This is a genomic window from Calidifontibacillus erzurumensis (genome assembly GCF_013303125.1).
Classification (GTDB): Bacteria; Bacillota; Bacilli; order Bacillales; family Bacillaceae_J; genus Calidifontibacillus; species Calidifontibacillus erzurumensis.
The window spans coordinates 147,184-171,459 of record NZ_JABTTE010000001.1 but is presented as its reverse complement, the minus strand read 5'-3'; the positions used below and the strand labels follow the sequence as shown (position 1 = coordinate 171,459).

The following is a 24,276-nucleotide window of genomic DNA, read 5'->3' as shown; positions in this document are numbered from 1 at the left end:
TATAATACGAACCTATCATTTTTTCTACAATTCTTATCTGTTTACTATATTTTTAAATGCATTGATCAAATGTAATAATTGACTGAGCCAACGCATGAACGCCTAGAGCAACATCCTTAAAATCTGTCCATTCTTCTGGACAATGACTTCTACCATCTCGGCTTGGAACGAAAATCATACCTATTGGCGCAATTGTTGCAATCTGATTTGCGTCATGGCCAGCGCCACTTGGTAGTTTCATGGAAGGAGCAAATGACATGCACGATTTTTCAATAATTTGTTGAATGGATGGATCAACTCGTATCGGCTCTGATTGTGATAAACAATCGAATGTAATTTTCACGTTTCGCCGTTTTGAAAGATCATCACCAAATTTTATCAATTCTTGCATTATTGCTTGAATGAGTTTTTTTTCGATCGACCGTACTTCTAGTTCAAAGCTTACTTTTCCTGGAATTACGTTTGCAGCATTTGGCTCGACCGTTACTTTTCCTACTGTTCCTACAACAGGTTCTTCATACTGTTTTCGGCAAATTGCTTCTAACTGCAAAATGATTTCAGAGGATGCTGTTAAGGCATCTTGTCTCATATTCATCGGCGTTGTCCCTGCATGATTTGGTTTTCCTTCGACAATAACCCGATAACGGTGAATACCTACAATTCCTGTAACAATCCCTAATTTATGATTCATTTGTTCCAAAACCGGGCCTTGTTCAATATGCAATTCCAAATAGAGAGCTATATCACCTTTTTTCCTAACCATTTTCATAATGTCATCGGGTCTACCGCCTGCTTCCCTTATAGCATCTCTTAAAATTAATCCACTTGAATCATTTCTACGAAGCATTTCCTCTGTCAGGTTGCCAACCATTCCTCTGCTTCCAATAGTAGAGATACCAAATTCACTAGGTTCCTCAGCTGTAAAATCAACAATTTCTAACGAATGGCGAAGTTGAATACCTTTTTCTTTTAATATACGGACAACTTCTAATCCACCTAAAACACCAATGATACCATCAAAACGTCCCCCTCCGGTTACCGTATCTAGATGGGATCCGATCATAATTGGAGGCAAATCATGATGGCTTCCTTTAATGGAACCAATGACATTTGATGCAGCATCAATAGAGACTTCCATATTTATAGAATGCATTTGTTCCATTAACCACTCACGAGCTTTCTTGTACCAAAGTGTAAAAGGCCGCCGCGTCCACCCTGGTTTTGTTTCATCAACAAAAGTAGCTACGGTTTTAATATCTTGTTCAAGCCTTTTCATACTTTTCTGAAGAGCTTCTTCTATCAATATTCTTCACCTCTTTTCTTTAATGTTTTGCATGTACAAATTTTCCATCACCCGGCTTACCAACAACACTTATTCCATCGTATACTAATTTTCCTCTAACAAATGTATGTGTAATTTTTCCTTGAATAACCTTTTGATGATAAGGACTCCAGCCAGCACTTGAATGTTGCTCGTTTTCATCTAAAACCCAAGTCTCATTTGGATTCAGAATGACAATATCTGCATCCATTTCTACATCCAGCTTTCCTTTTTGAGAAGATAAACCAAATATTTCAGCAGGTTTTTCACTTAATAGCTTCACTAAATCCAATATCGTAATTTTTCCTTTTGCTACTCCTTCGCTATATAAAATTTGTAATAACACCTCTACACCTGGAGCACCAGATGAATTTTCAAAAATATCAGACTTATTCTTTTTCTCTAATGTCCAAGGTGCATGGTCTGACGTAACAATGTCAATCATTCCTTTTTCAAGCTGTTTCCATAAACCCTCTACATCCTCTTTTGACCGAAGTGGGGGGTTAATTTTTCCTTTGGCCTTTAAAGTAAGCATGTCTTCTTCAGTTAAAGTTAAATAATGAGTACACGTTTCTGCAGTAACTTTCGTACCCATATTTTTATAAAATTGTACAAGTTCAAAAACACGAGGAAATGTACAATGGTAAATGTGCAGGTGAACGCCAGTCCAATAGGCAAGCTCTAAAGCCGTTAATACAGCTGCAGATTCCGCAACTTTAGGACGACTCCATGCATGAGAGCGAGGTTCTTCAGTTCCTAAACTTTTATATTTTTTTATAAAATGACGGACAATTTCATCATTTTCTGCATGGACACCAACAGGGCATCCCGTCTTTGCAACTTCAGCAAATACATCATAAAGTAATCCATCATGAATTCTTGGAAACCTTACAGAATCGGTATTAAACATCGATACTTTAAATCCACAGGCACCTTGTTTAGCCAATAGAGGAATCTGATCTAATCCATTTTCAGGTTTTATCGTTGCTAAAAGTGCCATATCAACAACAGATTCTTTTTCAAGTTGTTTTCTTTTCTCAACAAAAGCCTCTTCTGATCCAATTAGTCCCGGTGCATCATAAGGCATTTCAATGATCGTAGTAACGCCTCCAGCAGCTGCTGATCTACTTGCTGTCATAAAACCTTCCTCAACTGAACTATAGCAATGGACATGTGCATCAATTGTACCTGGTAATATAAAATGCCCTCTTGCATCAATAATTTCTTTGGCGTTTATTAATTCAAGATTCTCAATAATCGCTGCAATTTTTCCATTTTGAATTGCTAGAGCACCGTTATAAATAATTGAATCAGGTCTAACTATATTTCCTTGAATGAGAAGATCATAGAAATGCTCGCTCATACCTTTTCTACCTTCTTTGCTATATTAAATTTTGCTTTTTAAATGTTCGGTTATTTGTTTAGCACTGTCTATTACAGCCTGGATTAGGTCGCGCTGTGAATGTTCTTCCCACCGTTCAACAGGCCCCGCTATCGTCAAACTAGCAATAATGCGGCCGGTTTTATCAAAAATTGGTGCAGCCAACCCAAATACATCACGGTCAACTTCACTGAAAGTTAAACTATATCCATCTGATTGTATTTGTGTTAATTCTTTCATCAAAGCCTCTTTTTTACTTTCATTCTCTAAACGAGCCAAAACTTGATCAATTATTTGTTTGCTTTCATATGCTAAAATTGCTTTCCCTGATGCTCCTGAATAAAGGGGCAATAGTTTTCCGTTTTCAACTACAAAACGAATGAGTCGAGTGCTCTCACAGCTTTCTATACAAATGACTTCTAATCCCGTGCGGATTGTCAAAACAGAAGTCTCATTTACTTGTTTTGTAAGTTTTTCCATAAAAGGACGGGCAATTTCATTGATTTGACGATCCATCTGTTGTGAAAGGCTTCTTGCCAAATGAAGAATTCTCATTCCTAAACCAATTTGCCCTTTATCCTTCCGTTCAACAACTTCAACTTTTTCCATTGTTTGCAACAAACGGTATGCCGTACTTTCAGGGATATTCACTCTTTCAGCAATCTCGCTTACTGAAAGAGTGGTACCAGCTTCCCCTAGCACGAATAAAATATCTAATCCTCTTTTTAATGTCTGCGTACTATTACTTTTACTTGTCATTCGTCTAGTTTCACCTACAAATTACTTAACTTTATCAAAAGCATAATCGATTAAATTTATACCAAGAGCTTTTTCAACTTCAGGATATACCGTTGGATCCTTCACACTAGCACTTAAAGGAAGGTATTTTTTATTAATACTAAATACAGCGATTTCCATTCCTTCAACGATATGTCCAACGCTGACTGGAGCCCCTGTTTCAACAGAAATAGTTGTAATAACATCCGGGAATGTTGTTAGACGTTGACCAGCTTTAGTATCAACTGCCATATACTCATTCATTACATGAAGGATCAATTCACCATGTTCTTCTGTTTCAACAGTAATTGTTCCAATATCAAAAGCTCCTGAATAAGTAACAGATTTTTTCAAAACACGGCCTGTCCCTAAAATTGTTCCATTTGTAGTTTTACAAATGGTATCAATGACCGCAGCAGGTCCATTTGGCTCAGCTTCCATGATTGCATAACCTAATTGTAATGCTTTACTAATTCCGCCAATGGCGGCATTTTCTTTAATATACTTCGCTGGCAACGGATGTCTCGCACAAGCAATAAATCCGCCAGACATATCTGATGCTGTTCTCAATATGTTTGATGTTTTTGCAGGTGTCCCTTTGACAACCAACTCAATATATGAACCAGTTTCCGGCTTCCCGCCAACGACTACTTGAATGGTTTCATAATCAAGCGAGCTGGCAAGTCCTAATGAGCCCATTTTCCCTGTTGGATGTGCACGGATATCACCTGTTGCATCAACTACAACCATATCCAATGCTGCAGCAGGCAGCCAACCATTAATCGTGCTTGACATCCCGTTTTGCGGAGTCATTAATCCATATACTTTTTTTCCAAGAGTTTCTTGGAGAAGTTGAACAGCTTTTATATAATCTTTTCCTAGCATTTGCCAATCGGTAGTACCGGCTGGAGCTCCAATCGCTGTTGCTGTGACGATAATAGCATCATCAGGAATCTCATCTACAGTTGCTAATTTCGGTTTTCCAATCGTAATAGCAGCACTGCCGATTTCCAATCCATGGTCGACCCAACCGCCGCCTCCTGAAGCAAATACCGAACCACCTTTTACTGCAGCTTTTACATCGTCCATTGTTAATTGTCGCATCGTTTGCACTCCTTTATTTTGAATAGTCCTCTGTATTAATTCTCCTAATGCCTTTTTTCTCAACTTCATCTAATGCTTCCTCATAACCTGCATCCGCATAACGGAGAACACCTATTCCTGTATCATTGTCTAATGTATATTTCAATCTTAGATCTGCTTCATTTGTTCCATCTGCAACGATTGTTACACCAGCACTTGTCATATAACCAGCATAACCACCGCCTCCAGAATGGATTGTTACTAAATCGGCCATTGATGAGCAGTTAAGCATCGCATTAATTAATGGCCAATCAGAAATAGCATCACTGCCATCTTTCATACGTTCAGTCATAATATTCGGATGTGCCATAGCCCCTGCATCAAGATGATCTCTTGAGAAAGCAATTGGCCCAGAAAGTTTTCCTTCTTTTACCATTTTATTAACTGCTAATGCAAGTTCGGTCCGCTCACCATGTCCAAACCAGCCAATCCGTGCAGGAAGTCCTTCAAATGGTACATATTTATTTGCTAATTTGATCCAGTTAGATGCAATTTCATTGTGAGAAAAATTTTCTAAAATATATTGGTCGATCGTACGAATATCCTCCGGATTACCCGATAATGCAATCCAACGGAACGGTCCAATTGCTCTTGCAAATAACGGCCGTAAAAAAGCCTCTGTAAAGATATCAATATCAAAAGCATTTTCAACTCCTGCTTGGAATGCTTGTGAGCGAATATTATTCCCATTATCAAATACAATTGAACCACGATTTTTAAACTCGAGCATTGCTCGAACTTCTGTTGCAATCGATTCTAATGATTTCTTTGCCAATAATTCTGGATTCATTTTTCGAAACTGTTTTGCTTCTTCAACTGTAAAACCTGCCGGTATATACCCATAAACTAAATCATGTGCAGCAGTTTGGTCAGAAACAATATCTGGTACGATACCACGACGTAAAATTTCCGGATAAATTTCGGAAGCGTTTCCAAGTAATCCAACTGAAACACTTTCACCCGCTTCTTTTGCTGCATCAATCCATGCTAAAGCTTCATCTAAGCTGTTTGTTTTCTTTTGGAGGTATCCGTGGTCAATTCGTTTATTGATACGTTCTTCATCAACCTCAACGACAAGGATAGCTGCTTCTGCCATTACACCAGCGAGGGGCTGTGCACCGCCCATGCCTCCTAAACCTGCTGTTAAGATGAAACGGCCTTTTAAACTTCCATTAAAATACTTGCGGGCAATCGTTTGAAAAATTTCATAAGTACCTTGAATGACACCTTGGGAGCCGATGTACTGCCATGCACCTGCCGTTAACCCTCCCCAGCAAATTAAGCCCTTTTCTTGTAAATCATAAAAATTTTCACTTGTAGCCCACTTTCCTACAATATTACAATTAGCCATTACTACAATAGGTGCAAATGGATGTGTTTTAAATATACCTATCGGCTTTCCTGATTGGATGACTAACGTTTCGTCTTCCTCTAAATTTTTTAAAGCATCTACAATCGCATAATAAGAAGGCCAATTTCTTGCAGCCTTACCAAGGGAAGCATAAACGATCAATTCTTGTTGATTTTCACCATTTTCAAGAACATTTTCTAATAAACGTAATAATGCTTCCTGCCTCCAACCTTTACAACGTAAATTTGGTCCACGCATTGCTGTAATTTTTTCCATTCGTTGATATCCCTCCAGTACAGGATTATCAATTACTGATAATTTGTTATCGATATTTGATAATAAATTATCAAAATATACAGACAAAGTCAAGAAATTAAAATAAATTTATCAATTTTTTCTTTCATTATATTGTTTAACAAATAATACCTAAAATGAACAAAAAAAGCTGTCCAGCTTTAGGGACAGCTTTTATAGGAATGGACATAGTGATATAAAATTCAATTACTTTTAAGAATTCAGTTGCAACAAGTATTAATCCACATCGTTCAATATTCGTACGACTAACGGATCCCGAAGTATCAAGCATTTGTAATTTTTTTGTTCATCAGTTACATTTAAATATGAATAGTTTTCCAGCGATAATGGTGTCATACGTTTGGATTTCATTTCTTTATTTTTTCTCATTCCAAGATAGGCATTTTCAAGCTAACAGACCATCAAGGAAAAATTTATTTTTCTAAACTTTTCTTAAATACATAACTTACTTTTTGATAACCCATTTTTTCTTCATAAAAACGGTGTGCATCCAATCGTTGTAATCCAGATGATAATGCTACCGTATTAAAATGATGCTGTTTAGCCCATTGGTGTACAAAAGAAAGCAGTTTTTCTCCATAACCTTTTGAACGTTTATTTTCATCCGTTACAAGATCACAAACCCAAACAAACCGGCCATAATATAAGGTAATCATTGGTTGAAACCCAACAACACTAGCGAGAGTATTTTCCTCAAAAAGAGCAAACAACTTGTAATTTTCTTTTTCTTTTGCTTCCATAACTAGGTCAAGATACGTTTGTTCATCCAAATGGGTTCTTAACTGTTTCATCACGGAATATGCTTTACGAATTTCCTCTTTTGTTGAAAGTTCCAATATTTTTAATCCACTCATAATAGCAACCGCCTTCTCCTATCCTAATTTTCTGCAAATTCAAATTATAGTTATCATACATGAACATCATTGAAAATACTACTAATAGAAAAACATATTAGTTTTTCATTTTAAAATAAAAAAACCAAGAAAGCGCACATCAATGGTGCGTTCTTGGTTCTTTTTCGTCTACATCCGCTATTTCTTCCTTAATATTAGCAACAAAATTATAAAGTTCACATGAAACAATTATTATTTTGCTTCATTGTAACGTTTTGCAACTTCTTCCCAATTTACAACATTCCAAAATGCACTAATGTAATCTGGACGGCGATTTTGATATTTCAAGTAATAAGCATGCTCCCATACGTCTAAACCTAAAATAGGCGTTTTTCCTTCCATTAATGGTGAATCTTGATTTGGAGTGCTTGTTACTTCAAGTTGTCCATTGTTTACAACAAGCCATGCCCACCCAGAACCAAAACGAGTAGCTGCTGCTTTAGAAAACTCTTCTTTGAATTTTTCAAAGCTGCCAAATTTTTGGTTGATAGCTTCAGCAAGCTCGCCAGTAGGCTCGCCGCCTCCATTTGGACTCATAACTGTCCAGAATAAAGTGTGGTTTGCATGACCGCCGCCATTGTTACGTACAGCTGTACGAATAGCTTCAGGAACTGCATTAAGATCAGCAATCAACTCTTCAACTGACTTATTTAAAAGTTCCTCTTGGCCTTCAAGAGCATTATTTAAATTTGTTACATAAGTATTGTGATGTTTTGAATGATGGATTTCCATCGTTCTTGCATCAATATGTGGTTCTAATGCATCATAAGCATAAGGTAATTGTGGTAATTCATGTTTTGCCATTTTTAGATCTCCTCCTGACCATTTTATTTAACTTTTTATACATCTAAGTTTAAAAAATATTCCATGCCTTTACATTAACACTTATTCCACCGTTTTTCAATTTTTAAACTCGAAATTTTTCCATAACAACCTTATTTTAGCCAAACAGGTTAATTTTTATACATACTGTTCAATTTTAAACACCTTTTACCTAAATTTTTATTAATGACTTCAATAATTTGTCACAAAATGAAACTTTATTGTACGTAATTGTATTTAGTCCACTTCTTTACCTTAATGATCAGAAGCAGTCCATTCTTTCTTATTTGTCATCAAATTCAAAAAAATAACCACAGTATTGTATACTGTGGCAAAAGAAATTTCTTAAAAGAAAGTGGCTCGAGACAGAATCGAACTGCCGACACGAGGATTTTCAGTCCTCTGCTCTACCGACTGAGCTATCGAGCCATAGTTGGCATTTGAAAAAAATGATTGTGCTTCAAAGATGATAGTCCTCCGTCCCGACCTCAGAAAGTTTATTCATGAAGCGGTTCGGTCGGTACGCTGATGCTATTTCTTGGAAGCTTATTCGGTCGTGCTCTACCGACTGAGCTATCGAGCCATAAAAGTATTTATTCATCTTTTAGGCAAAAAAAATTAGAGAGACATGTTATGTATTTTGGTTGCGGGGGCAGGATTTGAACCTGCGACCTTCGGGTTATGAGCCCGACGAGCTACCGGACTGCTCCACCCCGCGACAATAATAATGGTGGAGGAAGAGGGATTCGAACCCCCGCGCGGTTTGACCCGCCTCTCGGTTTTCAAGACCGACCCCTTCAGCCAGACTTGGGTATTCCTCCTTAATAAAATGGTGGACCCTGCAGGACTCGAACCTGCGACCAATCGGTTATGAGCCGATAGCTCTAACCAGCTGAGCTAAGGGTCCAACATAAAATATTTATTAAAACAATAGAATAGCGGTGGAGGGGATCGAACCCCCGACCTTACGGGTATGAACCGTACGCTCTAGCCAGCTGAGCTACACCGCCGAATAATGGCTCCACAGGCAGGGTTCGAACCTGCGACCAATCGGTTAACAGCCGATTGCTCTACCGCTGAGCTACTGTGGAATATCGTTTAGCGACATTTTTAAATATAACGGACATTGAGCAATATGTCAACAGTTTTTTAAGAAAATATAAAATTTCTTTAAAAGAGTTTGCCTACATAATATAACATAAGAAACAACGAAAACTCAATTAAAACATTTTTTCCTTGTTTCTATTGAGTGGAATGTATAATATTACGAATGAAAGGGTGTGAATTTCAAATGAATGTTTTTAAACAATTTTATAAAAGTCTATATTCGCCTAAAGATATGGCCTTATTTCGTTTCCAAGGTATTGGAAAAACAATAGGTTATGTTTTTCTATTAATGTTTATATGCAGTTCAATTACTGCTGTATCGATTGGCAATGATTTAAGGAAATTCTCAGCAATGGCAATAGATAAAATTGCTACTGACCTGCCTGAATTTACACTTAAAAATAGCGAATTGACATCTGAACTAGATTCACCGCTGATTACTGAAAATTATGGCTTTACTTTCATATTCGATACAACAGGAGAATTAACAGCTGAAGATGTATTTACGTATACGAATGCAATAGGCTTATTAAAAAACGAAGCTGTATTCGTTTCTGAAACAGAGAGACAACGGCTTCCATATTCTACTTTTGGCAATTTAACAATCAATAAGGAAATGTTAATAAAATCTACTGAACAATTTAAAACAATTATCCTAATACTGTTGCCAATTGCATTTATATTTATGTATTTACTGCAAACAAGTTTTAAATTGATTGGCATTTCATTTTTAGCACTTATCGGGTTAATCATTGCAAATCAACTAAAGCGGTCGCTCCCTTATAGCGCTTTATGGATTTTGTCTGCGTATGCAGTTACAATTCCGACGCTCTTTTTTGCAATTACAGATGCCCTGAAAATCCATATCCCTTTCGCTATTTTTCTTTATTGGATGACTGCTTCAATCGTTCTATATTTGATTATTGTTGAAATTCCAAAATCAAAACAGTCACAACATAATGATGATCCTAAGCTGCCTGAATAGGCAGTTTTTATTTTGGTAATTTTACAAGTAATAACCCTATTAAAATTTTACTTTTCAGAAAGGAAGGTCTCTTATGCAAAAGAAAAAGGAAAAAAACAATAAAGGAAAAGATATACGTATAAAAGAAGCAATCAAATGGATGGATACTCCGAAAATTTCTGTATAGTATTCATATTTTACATAGACAAGCATAAAGTGGTAAAAAAGGAAAAAGCGGTGATTCAAAAATGAAAAAATTGCTTGGGCTTTTACTATTTTTGTTTGTCTTATATGTTATTTATTATGATTTAAGCGAAGGAGTTTTAAGTACACCTGCTTCCGTCGTTTTGTTTAAAAAAGATGAAATGGATGAAAAAATAAGCGATGAAAAGGAAAGTGTAAACGAAGAGGAAACAGCGACAGATGCGAATAATGGCGACTATTCTTATATAGAAGTTGAAGTAAAAGCTGGTGAAACAGTCCTATCAATTGTAGAAAAACTTCAAGGAGGTCCGCTCCCAGTTTCAATCTCTCAATTAATAACCGATTTTCAACAATTAAATCCAAATACAACACCTGAACTCATTCAAGTAGGAAAAACATACAAATTTCCTGTCTATAACAAGTAAACAATATCAGCTCCTTCAGCTAAAACTCTTGTCATTTTTTTGAAGACATTGGTACAATAAATAAGTATACCATTATGAAGGAGCGTTTTTCGCATGAATGAGATAACACATCGTACAAAAACCCGCCCGATTAAAGTAGGGAATTTGACGATCGGTGGAAACAATGAAGTCATTATCCAAAGTATGACAACCACAAAAACACACGATGTTGACGGAACGGTTGCACAAATAAAACGCTTAGAAGAAGCAGGTTGCCAAATTGTTCGTGTTGCTTGTCCAGATGAACGTGCGGCAAATGCAATCCCTGAAATAAAAAAACGAATTAACATCCCGCTTGTTGTAGATATTCACTTTGATTACCGTCTCGCTCTAAAAGCAATTGAAGGCGGGGCTGACAAAATTCGAATTAACCCTGGTAATATCGGAAAACGAGAAAAAATAGAAGCCGTAGTTAAAGCAGCAAAAGAAAGAGGAGTTCCAATCCGCATTGGTGTCAATGCCGGATCCCTTGAAAAAAGAATTTTAGATAAATATGGCTATCCTACAGCCGATGGCATGGTAGAAAGTGCGCTCTATCATATTAAAATATTAGAAGATCTTGATTTCCATAATATTATCGTTTCATTAAAAGCATCAGATGTTAATTTGGCAATTGAAGCATATGAAAAAGCAGCAAGAGCTTTTGATTATCCACTCCATTTAGGAATTACAGAATCTGGAACACTTTTTGCAGGTACAGTGAAAAGTGCAGCAGGATTAGGAGCTATTTTAAGCAAAGGAATCGGAAATACAATACGTATATCTTTAAGTGCTGATCCAGTTGAAGAAGTAAAAGTCGCAAGGGAGCTATTGAAAGCATTTGGTTTAGCAGCTAATGCAGCAACCCTTATTTCCTGCCCAACATGCGGAAGAATTGAAATTGATTTAATTAGCATTGCCAATGAAATTGAAGAATATATCGCAAAAATTAAAGCACCGATTAAAGTGGCCGTTCTTGGCTGTGCAGTGAATGGACCTGGAGAAGCCCGCGAAGCAGATATAGGAATTGCCGGTGCCCGAGGAGAAGGATTACTTTTCCGCCATGGGGAAATTGTTCGGAAAGTACCAGAGGAAAAACTTGTAGAAGAACTAAAAAAAGAAGTGGATCAATTGGCAGAAGAATATTATCAGAAACAAAGAGCTTAGCCTTCTATATGGCTAAGCTCCTTTTAATATTACTCACCTCTAGAAAAACGGGTCGATAAATAAGTCGATGATCATTGCCACAACACCGATACCAATTGCCCAATTTCCAAGACCGCTTGCTCCTCTTCGACGTGCTATAAAACCAACAATTATCCCTGCGGCTCCAAAAAGGACTGGTGCATAAAACAACGCGAGTAGTGACAATGCTAATGCAATAGCTCCCATCACCCTGCCGCCAGTTTCTTCATTTGCATCTCTCTGACCCGATAATTGTCCTTGTCTGCCGTTAATATTAGGTGCCACTTCTGTCGCGGTCTCTTCATGATAATCGGAGGTTGTCGTACCCCAATCATTGCGCTCTCGTATTTCAACGTTTTTTTGTCGTTGTTCATTTAATTTTTCATCTTCCACTAAAGATCCCTCACTTTCATAATTTGAGGAGCATTCATAGTATAGACTTTTTTTTCACGAATCATTTATAACTGTCCTTATCAATTTTTGGATAGAACCACTTTAATGAGAGCACATATGATGAATATATGTAAGCGGCATAAAGAGAGGGGAAAGGCATACAATGAATCGTATGATCGTACAACAGTTTATCAATCAAAAATTAAAAGCCATTACACCGGATGAATTGTTAGTCCATGCAAAAAAATACAATGTGAGCTTAACGAAAAATGAAGCTGCCAAAATCATCAGTATATTAAAAGCGGAACGATCAATAAATGTTAATGATGATGAGCAACATCGGAAAATAATAAAAAAAATTGGAAAAGAAGTAAATATACATTTAGCTAAAAAGGCAAACCAATTGCTTAATGAGTTTAAAAATAAACTTTAAATAAAAAAGCTGAGCGAAGGTTATGAACCTTTTCTCAGCCTCTCCAACTTCCATTTTTTATTGCTGAACAATTTTTTCTAAAAGATTTTCATCAAATTGCTTTGATTTTAGCATTGCTATTTCAAACCGATACGGTGGTTTTTGATTGTTCTTATCCTCACCTACATATGGTGTTTCAAGAATCTTTGGTATATGTTCCAATTGCGGGTGATGTACGATATAATTTAACGCTTCAAAGCCTATTTTTCCAAAACCGATATTTTCGTGGCGGTCTTTTCGCGCCCCACGTTCGTTTTTGCTGTCATTAATATGCAAAACTTTTAGACGGTCAAGTCCGATAATACGGTCAAATTCTTCAAGCACACCGTCAAAATCATTAACAATATCATAACCGGCATCATGGGTATGGCATGTATCAAAGCAGATCGATAATTTTTCATAATGGGTAGTCCCGTCAATGATTTGGGCAAGTTCTTCAAACGTACTTCCGCATTCTGAACCTTTGCCTGCCATCGTTTCAAGAGCAATTTGAACATTTTGGTCTTTTGTTAAAACTTCATTTAAACCTTCGATAATTTTTTTAATTCCTTTTTCGACTCCCGCACCGACATGTGCACCAGGATGGAGCACAATTTGCTTTGCTCCAATGGCTTCCGTTCTTTCAATTTCAGAACGCAAAAAATCAACACCTAGCTTAAATGTTTCTAATTTTTCACTATTACCGATATTAATGATGTACGGGGCATGTACAATAATTTCTTCAATGCCGTTGTTTTTCATATGCAAAAGGCCTGCCTCAATATTTAATTCTTCAATCGGTTTCCTTCTCGTATTTTGCGGGGCACCTGTATAAATCATAAACGTATTCGCTCCATAGGAAACGGCTTCCTCGCTCGCTCCTAGAAGCATTTTTTTCCCGCTCATTGAAACGTGTGATCCAATTAATAACATAATTCCTCTCCCTTTATTTACTTCGTTTTTTCATTTTCCTCTTTTCTCTTCTAACAAACTGTTCAATTAATTGTTGGCGCTTCTTTTTATAACCCGGCTTCACAGTTTTAGGTTTTTTAATCACTTTATGTGCAATTATTTCAGGTTCGTCCAATTGTTTTTTTCTTTCTTTTCTTTTGTCTCGTACACCTAAATCAATCCATTCTCCATTTCTAATGTCGACATGTTTAAAATCAATCCCCATTTTTTCAAGCTTGTCCAAAGCATGTCGATCACGAGCTTCATAAATGGTAGCTGCAGTCCCTGAAAATCCTGCACGAGCTGTTCGGCCAACCCTATGAATATAAAAAGCTAAATCCGATGGCAATTCATAGTTAATAACATGACTGACACCTTCAATATCAATGCCCCTTGATGCCAAATCGGTGGCAACTATGAATTGGTACTCGAGATCTTTTATTTGCTTCATCATTTTCTTTCTTTCACGAGGTGTTAAATCTCCATGGATCCGTCCAACTTTTAATCCTTTTTCAAGCAAACGATCAGCCACTTCATCTGCTATTACTTTCGTATTTGTAAAAATAAGTGCTAAATATGGATTAAATTGTTTGGAAATTTCATATACGAGTTCTATTTTGTCACGATGCCTTAATGGTATTAATAAATGTTCAATTTTCTCAGCTGCCACTTGTCTAGGAGCAACAGCAGTAAATGTAGGATTTTCTAAATATTTTTTCAAAAAAGGTTTTAATTTTTCAGGGATTGTTGCCGAAAATACGAGCATTTGCAACTCCTGTGCCATCCGTGCAGCAATTTGATCAACATCAAATATAAATCCCATATCCAACATTAAATCCGCTTCATCTACAACAAGCATCGTACCTGTATGAACAAATAATGCCTGTTCTTTAATGAGATCGTTAATTCGGCCAGGTGTACCGACGACGACATGTGGTTGGCTCTTTAGTTTTTCGATCGCTCGAAGCTTGTCCGTACCACCAATAAAAAGTTTTGCTGTTATTTGTTCTTGTTCCGGACAAAAAGAGATAAGCTTGTTTAATTCTTCGAAAATTTGACTAGCAAGTTCTCTTGTAGGTGCTGTTATGACAGCTTGGACTTGTTCCTTTTGTGGGTTTATACGGTCGAGAACTGGAAGTAAGTAAGCATGGGTTTTTCCCGTGCCTGTTTGCGATTGGCCGATTACACTTTCACCTTTTTTTATAATTGGAATAATTCTTGCTTGGATTTCTGTTGGCTTTTGAAAACCAATATGTTCGATAGCTTCTAGCAAAAATGCTTTTAATTCAAATTGGGTAAATGTTGATTTCTCCATTTAGTAAATCCCCTTATTTGTTTTCGTAACTATAATTTTTCTATCATCTTATTAGTATAAGACAAACATGAAAAAATATCTAACAATACCGCCTTTTCATTTTAACCAAACATTTGAGCAACTAACACTTTCGTACAAATTCCGCATATTTTAACTATGAGCGGATGTGTTATTTCATTTAAGAAAGGAGGAATAGAATGTTTCCTTATAGACAGAACGGTTTCCCAATGCGTATGCCAATACAACGACCAACCAAATACCCGTTTAGACAATGGCCAATGATGCCAAATCCAATGCATCATCAGCCGAGAGGATTTGGACAATTATTTTCTAAGCTTTTCGGCTTTGGAGGGAATCATGCGCCTTTCCAGGGAGGTATCGGTTTCGGTTCTCACGGCTTTAATTTTCCTAACATGTTTGGATCGGGATTTCAACCAGGTGTAGGTCCTCAAATGTTTGGTGGGGCAAGCGGATTCTCAAATTTACTAGGAAATTTCTCATCAGGCGGTCTCCCCGGCATGTTAAATAATATTCAAAAAGCGATCGGCATTGCTCAACAAATCGGACCAATGGTTCAGCAATATGGGCCTTTTATTAAGAACATGCCAGCCATGTTAAAAATGATGAAAGAATTAAATAGTATAGATTCTAATGAAACGAACGATTCGGAGAATGAAAATAGTGACTCTGATGAACATATGCAACATCAAGAAGAACAATTATTCATTCATAAAACAACAAACAAGCCAAAAGAACTGAAGACGAGACCATCAAAACCAAAATTATATATTTAGGACTTTCCTTTGTAATTCCTGCGCCTCTCGCTTATAATTAATAAGCGGATAACCTAAAGTTAATGGAGTTACGAAAGGAGGGTCTCGGGATGGAAGTTATAAAAATTTCTCCTAGAGGCTATTGCCACGGTGTTGTTGATGCAATGGTAATTGCCCAAAACGCAGCACTCGATAAAAATTTACCTAGACCTATATATATATTAGGTATGATTGTTCATAATCAACATGTTACAGAAGCATTTGCAAAAGAAAATATAATCACATTGGATATAAAAGGAAAGTCAAGAAAAGAACTTCTTGAAGAAATAACCGAAGGCACAGTAATTTTTACAGCACATGGTGTTTCTCCTGAAGTTAAAAAGCTCGCTGAGGAACGCGGGCTAACAGTTCTTGATGCTACTTGCCCTGACGTCACAAGAACTCATGATCTCATCCGTGATGCCAAATCAAAAGGCTATGAAGTCATTTATATCGGCAAAAAAGGCCATCCAGAACCAGAAGGTGCTCTTGGAATCGCACCAGAAATTGTTCATTTAATTGAAAATGAACAAGATCTTGAAAACCTTGAGATTAAATCCGATAAAATTATCGTAACAAATCAAACAACGATGAGCCAATGGGATGTTGCCGATATAATGAAAAAGGTAAAAGAAAAATATCCACAAGCAGAGATTCATAATGAAATTTGCATGGCTACACAAGTTCGTCAAGAAGCAGTTGCTGAACAAGCAAAAGATGCTGATTTGACGATAGTAGTCGGTGACCCGCGCAGCAACAATTCAAATCGTTTAGCACAAGTTTCAGAGGAAATTGCAGGCACCCCTGCCTATCGAATTGCTGACGTATCCGAAATTAATATTGATTGGTTAAAAAATATCAAAAAGGTTGCTGTAACTGCCGGGGCTTCAACACCTACACCTATTACAAAAGAAGTAATTGCATTTTTAGAACAATTTGACCCTAATGATGAATCTACTTGGAAAATTGAACGTAAAGTCACTTTAGACAAAATATTGCCGAAAATTAAACGATAAACGATTGATGAAAACATTAAGGTGTATATTACTAATATAAGCAATATACACCTTTTTTAATGCAAATATTTTTCATCGCTCGTGCCAATTATGATAATTTATACTACTTGGAACGGATCCGTATGAATGCGGGAAATGATTACTTTTGTATTATATTTTTTTTCTATTATAAAGTTTTCCAAGATATTAGCGACCCCTTGTTTCATCACTTTCTCGACGTTATGGCCAGGATCTACAATATGAAGTCCTTCCATCATCGCATCATGGGCAACGTGATAATACACATCGCCCGTCACATAAACATCGGCACCTTTAAACTTAGCTTTTGTCCAAAATTTATTTCCATCTCCTCCAAGAACAGCCACTTTCCGAACCGTTGCATCCAATTTACCAACGACGCGAACAAAAGGCACTTCAAAACTTTTCTTTACATGTTCCGCAAACTGTTTTAACGTCATTTCTTGCGGTAGAAAACCGATCCGTCCCAATCCGAAAATTTCTCCTTCATTTTCTAAAGGATAAATATCATACGCTGGCTCTTCATAAGGATGGACATTTAAAAGAGCACGAATCACTTTATTTTGAATCGATGCAGGGAAAATCGTTTCAATTTTAATTTCATCTACAAATTCGAGCTTTCGTGCCGTACCAATAAATGGATTAGCCTCATCATTTGGCAAAAAAGTGCCGGTACCGGCAGTATTAAATGTACAATTACTGTAATTGCCGATATTTCCCGCTCCTGCTTTTCCTAAAGCATTTCTAAGTTGTTCCGCATGGCTCTCAGGAACATAAACTGCAAGTTTTTTTAATCGCTCTTCATAAGTCGGTGCGAGCACTTCAATATTTTGCAATCCTAATGCAGCTGCTAACAGATCGTTAACTCCTCCATTTGCAATATCTAAATTCGTATGCGCTGCATAAACGGCAATATCATGTTTTAAACATTTAGAAACAATTCTACCAGATGGATTGTCAGTGATGACTGTTTTTAATGGATTGTAGATAGGTGGATGGTGGGCAATGATCAAATCTACTTCTTCTTTTATAGCTTCATCAATAACCTCTTCCAAAACATCTAAGGCAACCATCACCTTTTTTATCGGCTTGTTCAGCGTGCCGATTTGTAAACCTATTTTGTCCCCATCCATTGCTAAATATTTTGGAGCAAATCTTTCAAACTCCTGGATGATTTCTTGGCCATTTGCAAATTTCATGATTGCAAAACCTCCTCTACTATTGCTATTTTATTCATGATTCTCTCTCTTTTTTCAATCGTTTCATCATTTAATACTGCATTTTCCAACTGCTTCATAATTTTTTTCCATTTCGCAAGTTCATATGTCCATTTTTTTATAAATACTTCATTTTTCTCTTTCATTAGAAATGGACCGAGCAATAAAGCTGATTCAAGCTTTTCATTTTGATATGGAGCGAGCGGGTTCCCGCGTTCAGCAACGAGAATTTCATATATTTTTTGATCTTCTTCCAATATATGTTCTTTTATAAGTTCCCAACCATTTTCAATAAGCCAACGTCTAACATTTTTAGCTCCAACATTTGGTTGAAGAATTAACCTTTTTACTCCTTCAAGTTTTTCTTTGCCAGTCTCTAAAATTTCACTTATTAATATCCCGCCCATTCCTGCAATGGTAATTACACTGACTTCTCCATTTTGTAAGACTTCCAAACCATCGCCTTTTCGAACCTTTATTCTATCTTCCAACTTCAATTTTTCAACCTGTTTTTTGGCCGATTGATAAGGTCCTTCGTTCACTTCTCCCGCAACAGCATATACAGCCAATCCTTCAAGAACAGCATAACATGGTAAATAAGCATGGTCAGAACCGATATCAGCTAATTTGGAACCGGGAGGGATTTCATTTGAAACTTTTTTCAACCTCTTTGATAAAACCATCTCATTCATTCTATCACCTATAATTTTTCAATAATTGCTATGTATACTATAATCTTCTCGAATAAAAAAGTAAAAAGCTTTCTACCTTGAGATAGAAAGCTTGCTAGAAAATCTAAATTATTTTTGCTCTGCTAGCCATCCTGCAATTGCTTCCGCTTTTTCAGGGTCAACTAATCCAGGAGGCATTGCACCTTGGCCATTGTTAATAATATTAGCAATTTCTTCAGCAGATAAGCGGCTGCCAACATCAGCTAATGCTGGTCCTACTCCACCTTCAAGATTTTGTCCATGACATGATGCACAGCTTGCTTTAACTAATCCTTCTGGATCATCAGCAGCAGGTCCAGCTTGTTCTGTATTCGTTTGCTCGCCCTCCTCTGCAGCAAGAAGCTTGTCCGCATTGTTTAATCCCCAATACGAGACCCCTACCATTAAAACGATACCTAAAATAGCAATAAGTGCAAATGGCATTAATGGATTGCGGTTCATTTTTTCTTCCTCCTTATGTACAAAATTCACAATTTTCCCGATTGTTTGCAACACTATTTATTTTACTTGAAATAGTTGTTTCGTGGAAGAGGTATTGCACAATTTAAATATTTTTTATTTTTTCATTAAGTAAAATAATAAATTCTTCCTATTATTAGATTGTTAATAAAAAAATATAATATTCAAGTTACAGCTATTTACAAATATGAATAAATGATCAAAAGACTAGCTCCCAAAATGCCAGAAATAATTAAATATTTTAAATGCAGTCGAAACCCGATGAATACCCAAAATGCACAATTTAACAACACTGTAAAAAAGAAATAAATGGATTCATCCGTTAGTAATGAACTAACATGAACGGTTGTAAGAAATAGTATTAATACCCCAATGATGAGAGCAATATGAAAAAACTGTCGCTTTTTCTTCCACAAGTAAACGATGCTTAGCGCGTTTACTATTAAAAAAAATGAGACTGAAGCAATTTGCAAATCAATCGACATTTCAGTAAAATATAAAACAACTACCGTTAATAAGAACTGCAATAGTAAATAAGCATAAAAGAAATAACTAAACAATTTTTTATGTAATCCAACCTGTTTTTTTTCATAAATCTTACGTTCAGATTCAGAACCTTCTGTATATAAGGTGATTAAAAAATTGCAATAATGTTCAGGTAGTAGATGATGCTCTTTCCAAAAATGGATTTCTTTTAAGATAATTTCTTTTCTATTTTTATCCATATATTTCACCTCAAAAAAAAACAAAAAATAGTTTACTTCCTTATACATGAAGTAAACTATTTCCCAACGTTTTATTCCAAAAAGTCTTTGAGGCGTTTACTTCTGCTTGGATGACGTAACTTCCGCAATGCTTTTGCTTCAATTTGACGGATACGTTCTCTTGTTACACCAAACACTTTACCAACTTCTTCAAGTGTCCGAGTTCTGCCATCATCTAACCCAAAGCGAAGACGCAAAACATTTTCTTCTCGATCTGTTAATGTATCTAATACATCTTCCAACTGTTCTTTTAAAAGTTCATAAGCAGCAGCATCGGATGGTGATGTTGCTTCTTGGTCTTCGATAAAATCGCCTAAATGTGAGTCGTCCTCTTCGCCGATCGGTGTTTCCAAAGAAACTGGCTCTTGAGCAATTTTTAAAATTTCACGAACTTTTTCTGGCGTTAAATCCATTTCTTCAGCAATTTCTTCTGGGGTTGGTTCACGTCCTAAGTCTTGAAGCAATTGCCTTTGAACACGAATCAACTTATTGATTGTTTCTACCATATGAACCGGAATACGAATTGTTCTTGCTTGGTCAGCAATCGCACGTGTAATAGCTTGACGGATCCACCAAGTTGCATACGTACTGAATTTGAACCCTTTCCGATGATCAAATTTTTCAACTGCCTTGATTAATCCCATGTTTCCTTCTTGAATTAAATCAAGGAATAACATGCCACGTCCAACATACCGTTTGGCTATACTAACAACGAGCCTTAAATTTGCTTCGGCAAGACGGCGTTTTGCTTCTTCATCACCTTTTTCAATTCGTTCCGCAAGTTCAATCTCTTCTTCGGCAGACAATAAGTCAACCCTTCCAATTTCTTTTAAATACATGCGGACTGGATCGTTTATTTTTACTCCCGGTGGAACCGATAGATCATTTAAATCAAACTCTTCTTCTTTTTCCAGTTCTTGATAACCAGGATCATCAATCATGTCATCATCATGTTCTACTTTGGAAATTACATCGATTCCTTTATCAGCTAAATACTCATAAAATTCATCCATCTGGTCTGAATCTAGTTCAAAAGGCGATAGGCGTTCAGCAATTTCATCAAATGTAAGGACACCACGCTTTTTTCCGAGTTCAACAATTTGCTCTTTTACTTGGTCAAGCGTGTATTCTGTATCTACTTCTTTTTCTTTTGAACGAGCGCTTTTTTCAGCCATCAGTTCCCCTCCTTCCAAAAATTCAAACGATCTGTTGTAGTTATTTCAAGTCTTTTTTTAATTCGATCATCTGCTGGGTAAGCTGCGCTGCCTTGATTACATCGTTTACTTTCAAAGCCTGTAATTTCTCTCTTTCGATTTCTTTTATTTTTAACCATTTTGGATAATTCAACACCTGCTTTATATAATCAGATAATTCCTCATCGGATATGTTCGAATTGATTTCAATCATTGCCAACTCAGAAACAATTCTTCTAAGCTCTTCATCATCAATATTTTGAATGATTCCACTAACATCTGGGGAATGACCTTCTTCATAATAGCCATAAATAAAAAGAGCAATAGCATTATGGGAATCTATATTAAATGAGCAACCAATTTGCTCTTTAATTTGTTGGGCAATTTCATTGCTCCTAAGCATATGTGCAAGGATCAATCTTTCAGCATTATAATAAGCCGGGTGAAGTTTCTTATTAACAATAACCGCTTTTAAATTATTATTACTATTATTTCTATATAGAGATGAAATATCCTTGTTTTTTCTTAATTTTCTATAAATTTGATACTGCTCACTTTTTAAAGCATCTAACGATATGGAAAATTCCTCAGAAAGCTGCCTTAAATAGTGATCCCTTTCAATAGCTCCCGGCAACATGCTAATTTCTTTCAATACTTCTTCGATATAGGCAATTAGTTCTCCTTCATTTTTTAAATTTTTGCCTTTTCGCAAATAGTCCATTTTAAAAGCCATTAGAGTCATGCTCTGATCGATTACATTTTTTTGAAAACTTTCATGTCCAAAAGCTAAAATGTATTCATCAGGGTCATAACCTTCTGGCATTTTCGCAATTCGTACTGTACAGCCGACATTTGTTAAAATTGATTGTGCCCGGTAGGCTGCATTGATACCTGCATGATCGGAATCATAACAAATGACAACAGTTTCTGCATTTCTCCGAATAATTCGTGCCTGTTCTTCTGTTAAGGAAGTCCCAAGGGTAGCAACACCATTTTCAACACCAGCGCGCCAGGCGGATATGACATCGATATATCCTTCAAACAAAACGACCTGTTCCTTTTTACGGATGGCCGGTTTTGCCAAATGAAGTCCATACAATATCTTTCCTTTATTAAATAACTTTGTATCAGGACTATTTAAATATTTTGGTTCTTCATCACTAAGTGATCGTCCCCCAAAGCCAATGGTCCGGCCCTGGTGATCCCAAATCGGAAACATGATGCGATTTCGAAATCGATCATAAAATTTTCCATCACTTTCCCTTCTTGAAAGAAGTCCGCTTTTAACCAATTCATAAAGATTAAAGCCTCTTTTTTCAAAAAATCTAGTTGCCAAATCGGAAGAATTGGGAGCATAGCCGATTTGAAATCTTTCAATTTCTTTATCGGTGAATCCCCTTTTTTCTAAATAAAGAAGAGCATCTTTTCCTTCTTTTGTATTTACTAAGAAATGATGATAAAATTTTTGTAGCAGGTCGTGGGCACGCAATGCTACACTAAAATCATTTGTTTTTTCATTGAAAGGTTGTTGATTCCTTGTCGTTGGCAAATCAATATGTATTCTTTCAGCAAGAGTCGTTACGGCTTCAACGAACGTGCAATTCTCAACATTCATAATGAATGAAAAAACATTGCCGCTAGCACCACAGCCAAAACAGTGATAGATTTGCATTTCAGCAGATACAGAAAAAGAAGGCGTTTTTTCGCCATGGAAAGGACAAAGTCCAAAATAATTTCGACCTTGTTTTTTTAATTGAACATATTCGCTAATTACTTCAACTATGTCGATTTTGTTTCGTATTTCTTCAATGGTTTCTTCGGGAATTCGATTTCCCATTTTTTCATCACCATGTACATGAAGTTGATCATTCTACCTACTATAATTTATTCTATCTTCTTATTCAAAATTCCTCCAAATTTCGACATATTTTATTAAAATTGGTTGTATAAAATATATTTTAATGTTCACCACCTTTTTTATTCTACATAATTGTAAGGATTCCTTCTTAAGAAAAATTATTTTATAATTTTGATTTTTGTCGAAAAGGCAAGGAATTATACGTAAACCCACTACTAGTTTATTCTTTCATTGTCAAGTATAAACATAATATTTTTCATTAATCACAATATTTTATTGTAATATATATTTATTTAAATTACTAGAAAAAAATAAAAAAATGTCTCGTGACATTGGCTTAACGATGATGATAAGCCGTTGTCTTTTGCGAGACATTTATTTCAATGTTTTTTTGTATATTTACTTAATATTAAGTTCGCAGTTTCTTCAACTGCTTTATTCGATACATCAATAACTTCACAGCCAATCTTTTCTACAACTTTATCAAAATAGGCAAGCTCTTCTTTAATTCTGTCAAGGCTGGCATAGTTTGCTGAAGCACTTAATCCGAGCGATTTGAGCCTTTCTTTGCGAATATGATTAAGCTTTTCAGGACTAATTTTTAAAGCAAAACAACGGTCAGCGGAAATTTGGAATAATTCTTCCGGTGGTTCGACTTCTGGAACGATCGGAATGTTAGCAACCTTTAAACGCTTTAATGCTAAATATTGTGATAAAGGTGTTTTTGAAGTTCTCGATACACCCAAGAGGACGATATCTGCTCTAAGGATTCCGCGAGGATCCCGACCGTCATCATATTTGACTGCAAATTCAATAGCTTCCACCTTTTTGAAATAATCTTCATCCAATTGTCGAACTAACCCCGGTTCTTCCCTAGGCTTCTTATTATAGCTTTCCTGCATTTGTTTAACCATCGGACCAATAATATCGACAACTGGAACCCCAGCTTTAGATGCTTCATTAATTAAAAAATCCCTCATGCTTGGTACAACAAGTGTAAAAGCGATAATTGCCTTATTTTCCTTCGCAAGTGAAACGACTTCACTTAATGTTTCTGTATCTTCAACATAAGGAATTCGCCTAATATTGATTCTAAAAGATTGAAATTGGCTTGCAGCCGCTTTCACAACGAGCTCGGCCGTTTCTCCTACTGAATCGGAGACTACATATACATTGGCGTTATCCAAAATTC

23 protein-coding genes and 6 tRNA genes are annotated in these 24,276 nt (G+C 36.3%); 6 read left to right on the top strand and 23 right to left on the bottom strand.

All coding sequences use genetic code 11. The features are described 5' to 3' along the window. Positions 1–52 precede the first annotated feature (52 nt). From HR057_RS00925 to HR057_RS00865, 13 genes are all read right to left on the bottom strand, one after another. Complete coding sequence (locus HR057_RS00925) at positions 53–1,303, bottom strand: Zn-dependent hydrolase (protein WP_230474306.1); 1,251 nt, start codon at positions 1,301–1,303, stop codon at positions 53–55. 19 nt (positions 1,304–1,322) lie between these two features. Continuing rightward, positions 1,323–2,684 (bottom strand): dihydroorotase, encoded by a 1,362-nt coding sequence (locus tag HR057_RS00920; protein ID WP_173729512.1) that lies wholly within the window; start codon positions 2,682–2,684, stop codon positions 1,323–1,325. 24 nt (positions 2,685–2,708) lie between these two features. Beyond that, positions 2,709–3,461, bottom strand: a complete 753-nt coding sequence (locus tag HR057_RS00915) for an IclR family transcriptional regulator (protein ID WP_173729511.1) — start codon at positions 3,459–3,461, stop codon at positions 2,709–2,711. 21 nt (positions 3,462–3,482) lie between these two features. Continuing rightward, positions 3,483–4,583 carry a DUF917 domain-containing protein gene (locus HR057_RS00910; RefSeq protein ID WP_230474305.1) on the bottom strand — a complete coding sequence of 367 codons (1,101 nt, stop codon included), beginning with the start codon at positions 4,581–4,583 and terminating at the stop codon, positions 3,483–3,485. Positions 4,584–4,596: 13 nt separating this feature from the next. Continuing rightward, entirely contained in the window at positions 4,597–6,249 is a 1,653-nt protein-coding gene (locus HR057_RS00905; protein WP_173729510.1) for a urocanate hydratase, read from the bottom strand. Between the two features lie 452 nt (positions 6,250–6,701). Beyond that, on the bottom strand, positions 6,702–7,142 hold the full coding sequence (locus tag HR057_RS00900) for a GNAT family N-acetyltransferase (RefSeq protein ID WP_173729509.1): 441 nt from the start codon (positions 7,140–7,142) through the stop codon (positions 6,702–6,704). 231 nt (positions 7,143–7,373) lie between these two features. Continuing rightward, positions 7,374–7,985, bottom strand: coding sequence for a superoxide dismutase SodA (sodA, locus tag HR057_RS00895; RefSeq protein ID WP_173729508.1), 612 nt, complete (start codon positions 7,983–7,985; stop codon positions 7,374–7,376). A 374-nt stretch (positions 7,986–8,359) separates the two neighbouring features. Next, positions 8,360–8,432, bottom strand: a tRNA-Phe gene (locus HR057_RS00890). Between the two features lie 212 nt (positions 8,433–8,644). Beyond that, positions 8,645–8,721 (bottom strand) — tRNA-Met (locus tag HR057_RS00885). Positions 8,722–8,731: 10 nt separating this feature from the next. Next, positions 8,732–8,824: transfer RNA gene (locus HR057_RS00880), tRNA-Ser, on the bottom strand. Positions 8,825–8,833: 9 nt separating this feature from the next. After that, positions 8,834–8,910: transfer RNA gene (locus HR057_RS00875), tRNA-Ile, on the bottom strand. A 29-nt stretch (positions 8,911–8,939) separates the two neighbouring features. After that, positions 8,940–9,013: transfer RNA gene (locus HR057_RS00870), tRNA-Met, on the bottom strand. A gap of 6 nt (positions 9,014–9,019) precedes the next feature. Then, positions 9,020–9,094, bottom strand: a tRNA-Asn gene (locus HR057_RS00865). A 200-nt stretch (positions 9,095–9,294) separates the two neighbouring features. Here HR057_RS00865 and HR057_RS00860 point away from each other — a divergent pair. The 3 genes from HR057_RS00860 (at position 9,295) to ispG (ending at position 11,888) form a co-directional block, all read left to right on the top strand. Further along, the gene (locus HR057_RS00860) at positions 9,295–10,095 is read left to right on the top strand and encodes a DUF1189 domain-containing protein (RefSeq protein ID WP_173729507.1); all 801 of its coding nucleotides are present in this window, start codon (positions 9,295–9,297) and stop codon (positions 10,093–10,095) included. 227 nt (positions 10,096–10,322) lie between these two features. Next, a complete protein-coding gene (locus tag HR057_RS00855; protein WP_173729506.1) occupies positions 10,323–10,703 on the top strand; it encodes a LysM peptidoglycan-binding domain-containing protein in 381 nt (126 codons plus the stop codon). A gap of 93 nt (positions 10,704–10,796) precedes the next feature. Continuing rightward, on the top strand, positions 10,797–11,888 hold the full coding sequence (ispG, locus tag HR057_RS00850; protein WP_173729505.1) for a flavodoxin-dependent (E)-4-hydroxy-3-methylbut-2-enyl-diphosphate synthase: 1,092 nt from the start codon (positions 10,797–10,799) through the stop codon (positions 11,886–11,888). Between the two features lie 39 nt (positions 11,889–11,927). Here the strand turns inward: ispG and HR057_RS17275 are convergent, their stop codons facing one another. Beyond that, positions 11,928–12,299, bottom strand: a complete 372-nt coding sequence (locus tag HR057_RS17275) for a DUF4190 domain-containing protein (RefSeq protein ID WP_173729504.1) — start codon at positions 12,297–12,299, stop codon at positions 11,928–11,930. Positions 12,300–12,462: 163 nt separating this feature from the next. Between HR057_RS17275 and HR057_RS00840 the strand changes: the two genes are divergently transcribed. Then, positions 12,463–12,732 carry a DUF2624 family protein gene (locus tag HR057_RS00840; protein WP_173729503.1) on the top strand — a complete coding sequence of 90 codons (270 nt, stop codon included), beginning with the start codon at positions 12,463–12,465 and terminating at the stop codon, positions 12,730–12,732. A 57-nt stretch (positions 12,733–12,789) separates the two neighbouring features. On the opposite strand, the gene HR057_RS00835 is transcribed toward HR057_RS00840, so the two are convergent. Together HR057_RS00835 and HR057_RS00830 are read right to left on the bottom strand one after the other, a co-directional pair. Continuing rightward, entirely contained in the window at positions 12,790–13,683 is an 894-nt protein-coding gene (locus HR057_RS00835) for a deoxyribonuclease IV (protein WP_173729502.1), read from the bottom strand. A gap of 13 nt (positions 13,684–13,696) precedes the next feature. Beyond that, positions 13,697–15,016 (bottom strand): DEAD/DEAH box helicase, encoded by a 1,320-nt coding sequence (locus HR057_RS00830; protein WP_173729501.1) that lies wholly within the window; start codon positions 15,014–15,016, stop codon positions 13,697–13,699. A 197-nt stretch (positions 15,017–15,213) separates the two neighbouring features. On the opposite strand from HR057_RS00830, the gene HR057_RS00825 reads away from it, so the two are divergent. Beyond that, the gene (locus HR057_RS00825; RefSeq protein ID WP_230474304.1) at positions 15,214–15,810 is read left to right on the top strand and encodes a YqfQ family protein; all 597 of its coding nucleotides are present in this window, start codon (positions 15,214–15,216) and stop codon (positions 15,808–15,810) included. Positions 15,811–15,899: 89 nt separating this feature from the next. Further along, complete coding sequence (locus HR057_RS00820) at positions 15,900–16,844, top strand: 4-hydroxy-3-methylbut-2-enyl diphosphate reductase (RefSeq protein ID WP_173729500.1); 945 nt, start codon at positions 15,900–15,902, stop codon at positions 16,842–16,844. 98 nt (positions 16,845–16,942) lie between these two features. Here HR057_RS00820 and HR057_RS00815 read toward each other — a convergent pair whose 3' ends face one another. From HR057_RS00815 to HR057_RS00785, 7 genes are all read right to left on the bottom strand, one after another. Beyond that, complete coding sequence (locus tag HR057_RS00815; protein ID WP_173729691.1) at positions 16,943–18,064, bottom strand: Nif3-like dinuclear metal center hexameric protein; 1,122 nt, start codon at positions 18,062–18,064, stop codon at positions 16,943–16,945. Next, on the bottom strand, positions 18,058–18,771 hold the full coding sequence (locus HR057_RS00810) for a tRNA (adenine(22)-N(1))-methyltransferase (protein WP_173729499.1): 714 nt from the start codon (positions 18,769–18,771) through the stop codon (positions 18,058–18,060). Before HR057_RS00810 ends, HR057_RS00815 begins: the two co-directional genes overlap by 7 nt. A 108-nt stretch (positions 18,772–18,879) precedes the next feature. Beyond that, positions 18,880–19,251: a cytochrome c550 gene (gene cccA / locus HR057_RS00805; RefSeq protein ID WP_173729498.1), complete on the bottom strand. Its 372-nt coding sequence runs from the start codon at positions 19,249–19,251 to the stop codon at positions 18,880–18,882. Between the two features lie 197 nt (positions 19,252–19,448). After that, positions 19,449–19,994: a hypothetical protein gene (locus HR057_RS00800; RefSeq protein ID WP_173729497.1), complete on the bottom strand. Its 546-nt coding sequence runs from the start codon at positions 19,992–19,994 to the stop codon at positions 19,449–19,451. Positions 19,995–20,065: 71 nt separating this feature from the next. Beyond that, on the bottom strand, positions 20,066–21,208 hold the full coding sequence (gene rpoD, locus HR057_RS00795) for an RNA polymerase sigma factor RpoD (protein ID WP_173729496.1): 1,143 nt from the start codon (positions 21,206–21,208) through the stop codon (positions 20,066–20,068). A gap of 40 nt (positions 21,209–21,248) precedes the next feature. Further along, entirely contained in the window at positions 21,249–23,063 is a 1,815-nt protein-coding gene (gene dnaG / locus HR057_RS00790; RefSeq protein WP_173729495.1) for a DNA primase, read from the bottom strand. Positions 23,064–23,464: 401 nt separating this feature from the next. Beyond that, a complete protein-coding gene (locus tag HR057_RS00785) occupies positions 23,465–24,271 on the bottom strand; it encodes a pyruvate, water dikinase regulatory protein (protein ID WP_173729494.1) in 807 nt (268 codons plus the stop codon). Between the last annotated feature and the right edge of the window lie 5 nt (positions 24,272–24,276).

Bases quoted from the DNA above. Each gene is read 5' to 3' on its own strand.
- sodA (WP_173729508.1), bottom strand. From the start codon at position 7,985: ATGGCAAAACATGAATTACCACAATTACCTTATGCTTATGATGCATTA.
- HR057_RS00860 (WP_173729507.1), top strand. From the start codon at position 9,295: ATGAATGTTTTTAAACAATTTTATAAAAGTCTATATTCGCCTAAAGAT.
- HR057_RS00905 (WP_173729510.1), bottom strand. From the start codon at position 6,249: ATGGAAAAAATTACAGCAATGCGTGGACCAAATTTACGTTGTAAAGGT.
- dnaG (WP_173729495.1), bottom strand. From the start codon at position 23,063: ATGGGAAATCGAATTCCCGAAGAAACCATTGAAGAAATACGAAACAAA.
- HR057_RS00810 (WP_173729499.1), bottom strand. From the start codon at position 18,771: ATGAATGAGATGGTTTTATCAAAGAGGTTGAAAAAAGTTTCAAATGAA.
- HR057_RS00825 (WP_230474304.1), top strand. From the start codon at position 15,214: ATGTTTCCTTATAGACAGAACGGTTTCCCAATGCGTATGCCAATACAA.
- rpoD (WP_173729496.1), bottom strand. From the start codon at position 21,208: ATGGCTGAAAAAAGCGCTCGTTCAAAAGAAAAAGAAGTAGATACAGAA.
- HR057_RS00840 (WP_173729503.1), top strand. From the start codon at position 12,463: ATGAATCGTATGATCGTACAACAGTTTATCAATCAAAAATTAAAAGCC.
- HR057_RS00900 (WP_173729509.1), bottom strand. From the start codon at position 7,142: ATGAGTGGATTAAAAATATTGGAACTTTCAACAAAAGAGGAAATTCGT.
- ispG (WP_173729505.1), top strand. From the start codon at position 10,797: ATGAATGAGATAACACATCGTACAAAAACCCGCCCGATTAAAGTAGGG.
- HR057_RS00820 (WP_173729500.1), top strand. From the start codon at position 15,900: ATGGAAGTTATAAAAATTTCTCCTAGAGGCTATTGCCACGGTGTTGTT.
- HR057_RS00920 (WP_173729512.1), bottom strand. From the start codon at position 2,684: ATGAGCGAGCATTTCTATGATCTTCTCATTCAAGGAAATATAGTTAGA.
- HR057_RS00915 (WP_173729511.1), bottom strand. From the start codon at position 3,461: ATGACAAGTAAAAGTAATAGTACGCAGACATTAAAAAGAGGATTAGAT.
- cccA (WP_173729498.1), bottom strand. From the start codon at position 19,251: ATGAACCGCAATCCATTAATGCCATTTGCACTTATTGCTATTTTAGGT.
- HR057_RS00830 (WP_173729501.1), bottom strand. From the start codon at position 15,016: ATGGAGAAATCAACATTTACCCAATTTGAATTAAAAGCATTTTTGCTA.
- HR057_RS00855 (WP_173729506.1), top strand. From the start codon at position 10,323: ATGAAAAAATTGCTTGGGCTTTTACTATTTTTGTTTGTCTTATATGTT.
- HR057_RS00910 (WP_230474305.1), bottom strand. From the start codon at position 4,583: ATGCGACAATTAACAATGGACGATGTAAAAGCTGCAGTAAAAGGTGGT.
- HR057_RS00800 (WP_173729497.1), bottom strand. From the start codon at position 19,994: ATGGATAAAAATAGAAAAGAAATTATCTTAAAAGAAATCCATTTTTGG.
- HR057_RS00835 (WP_173729502.1), bottom strand. From the start codon at position 13,683: ATGTTATTAATTGGATCACACGTTTCAATGAGCGGGAAAAAAATGCTT.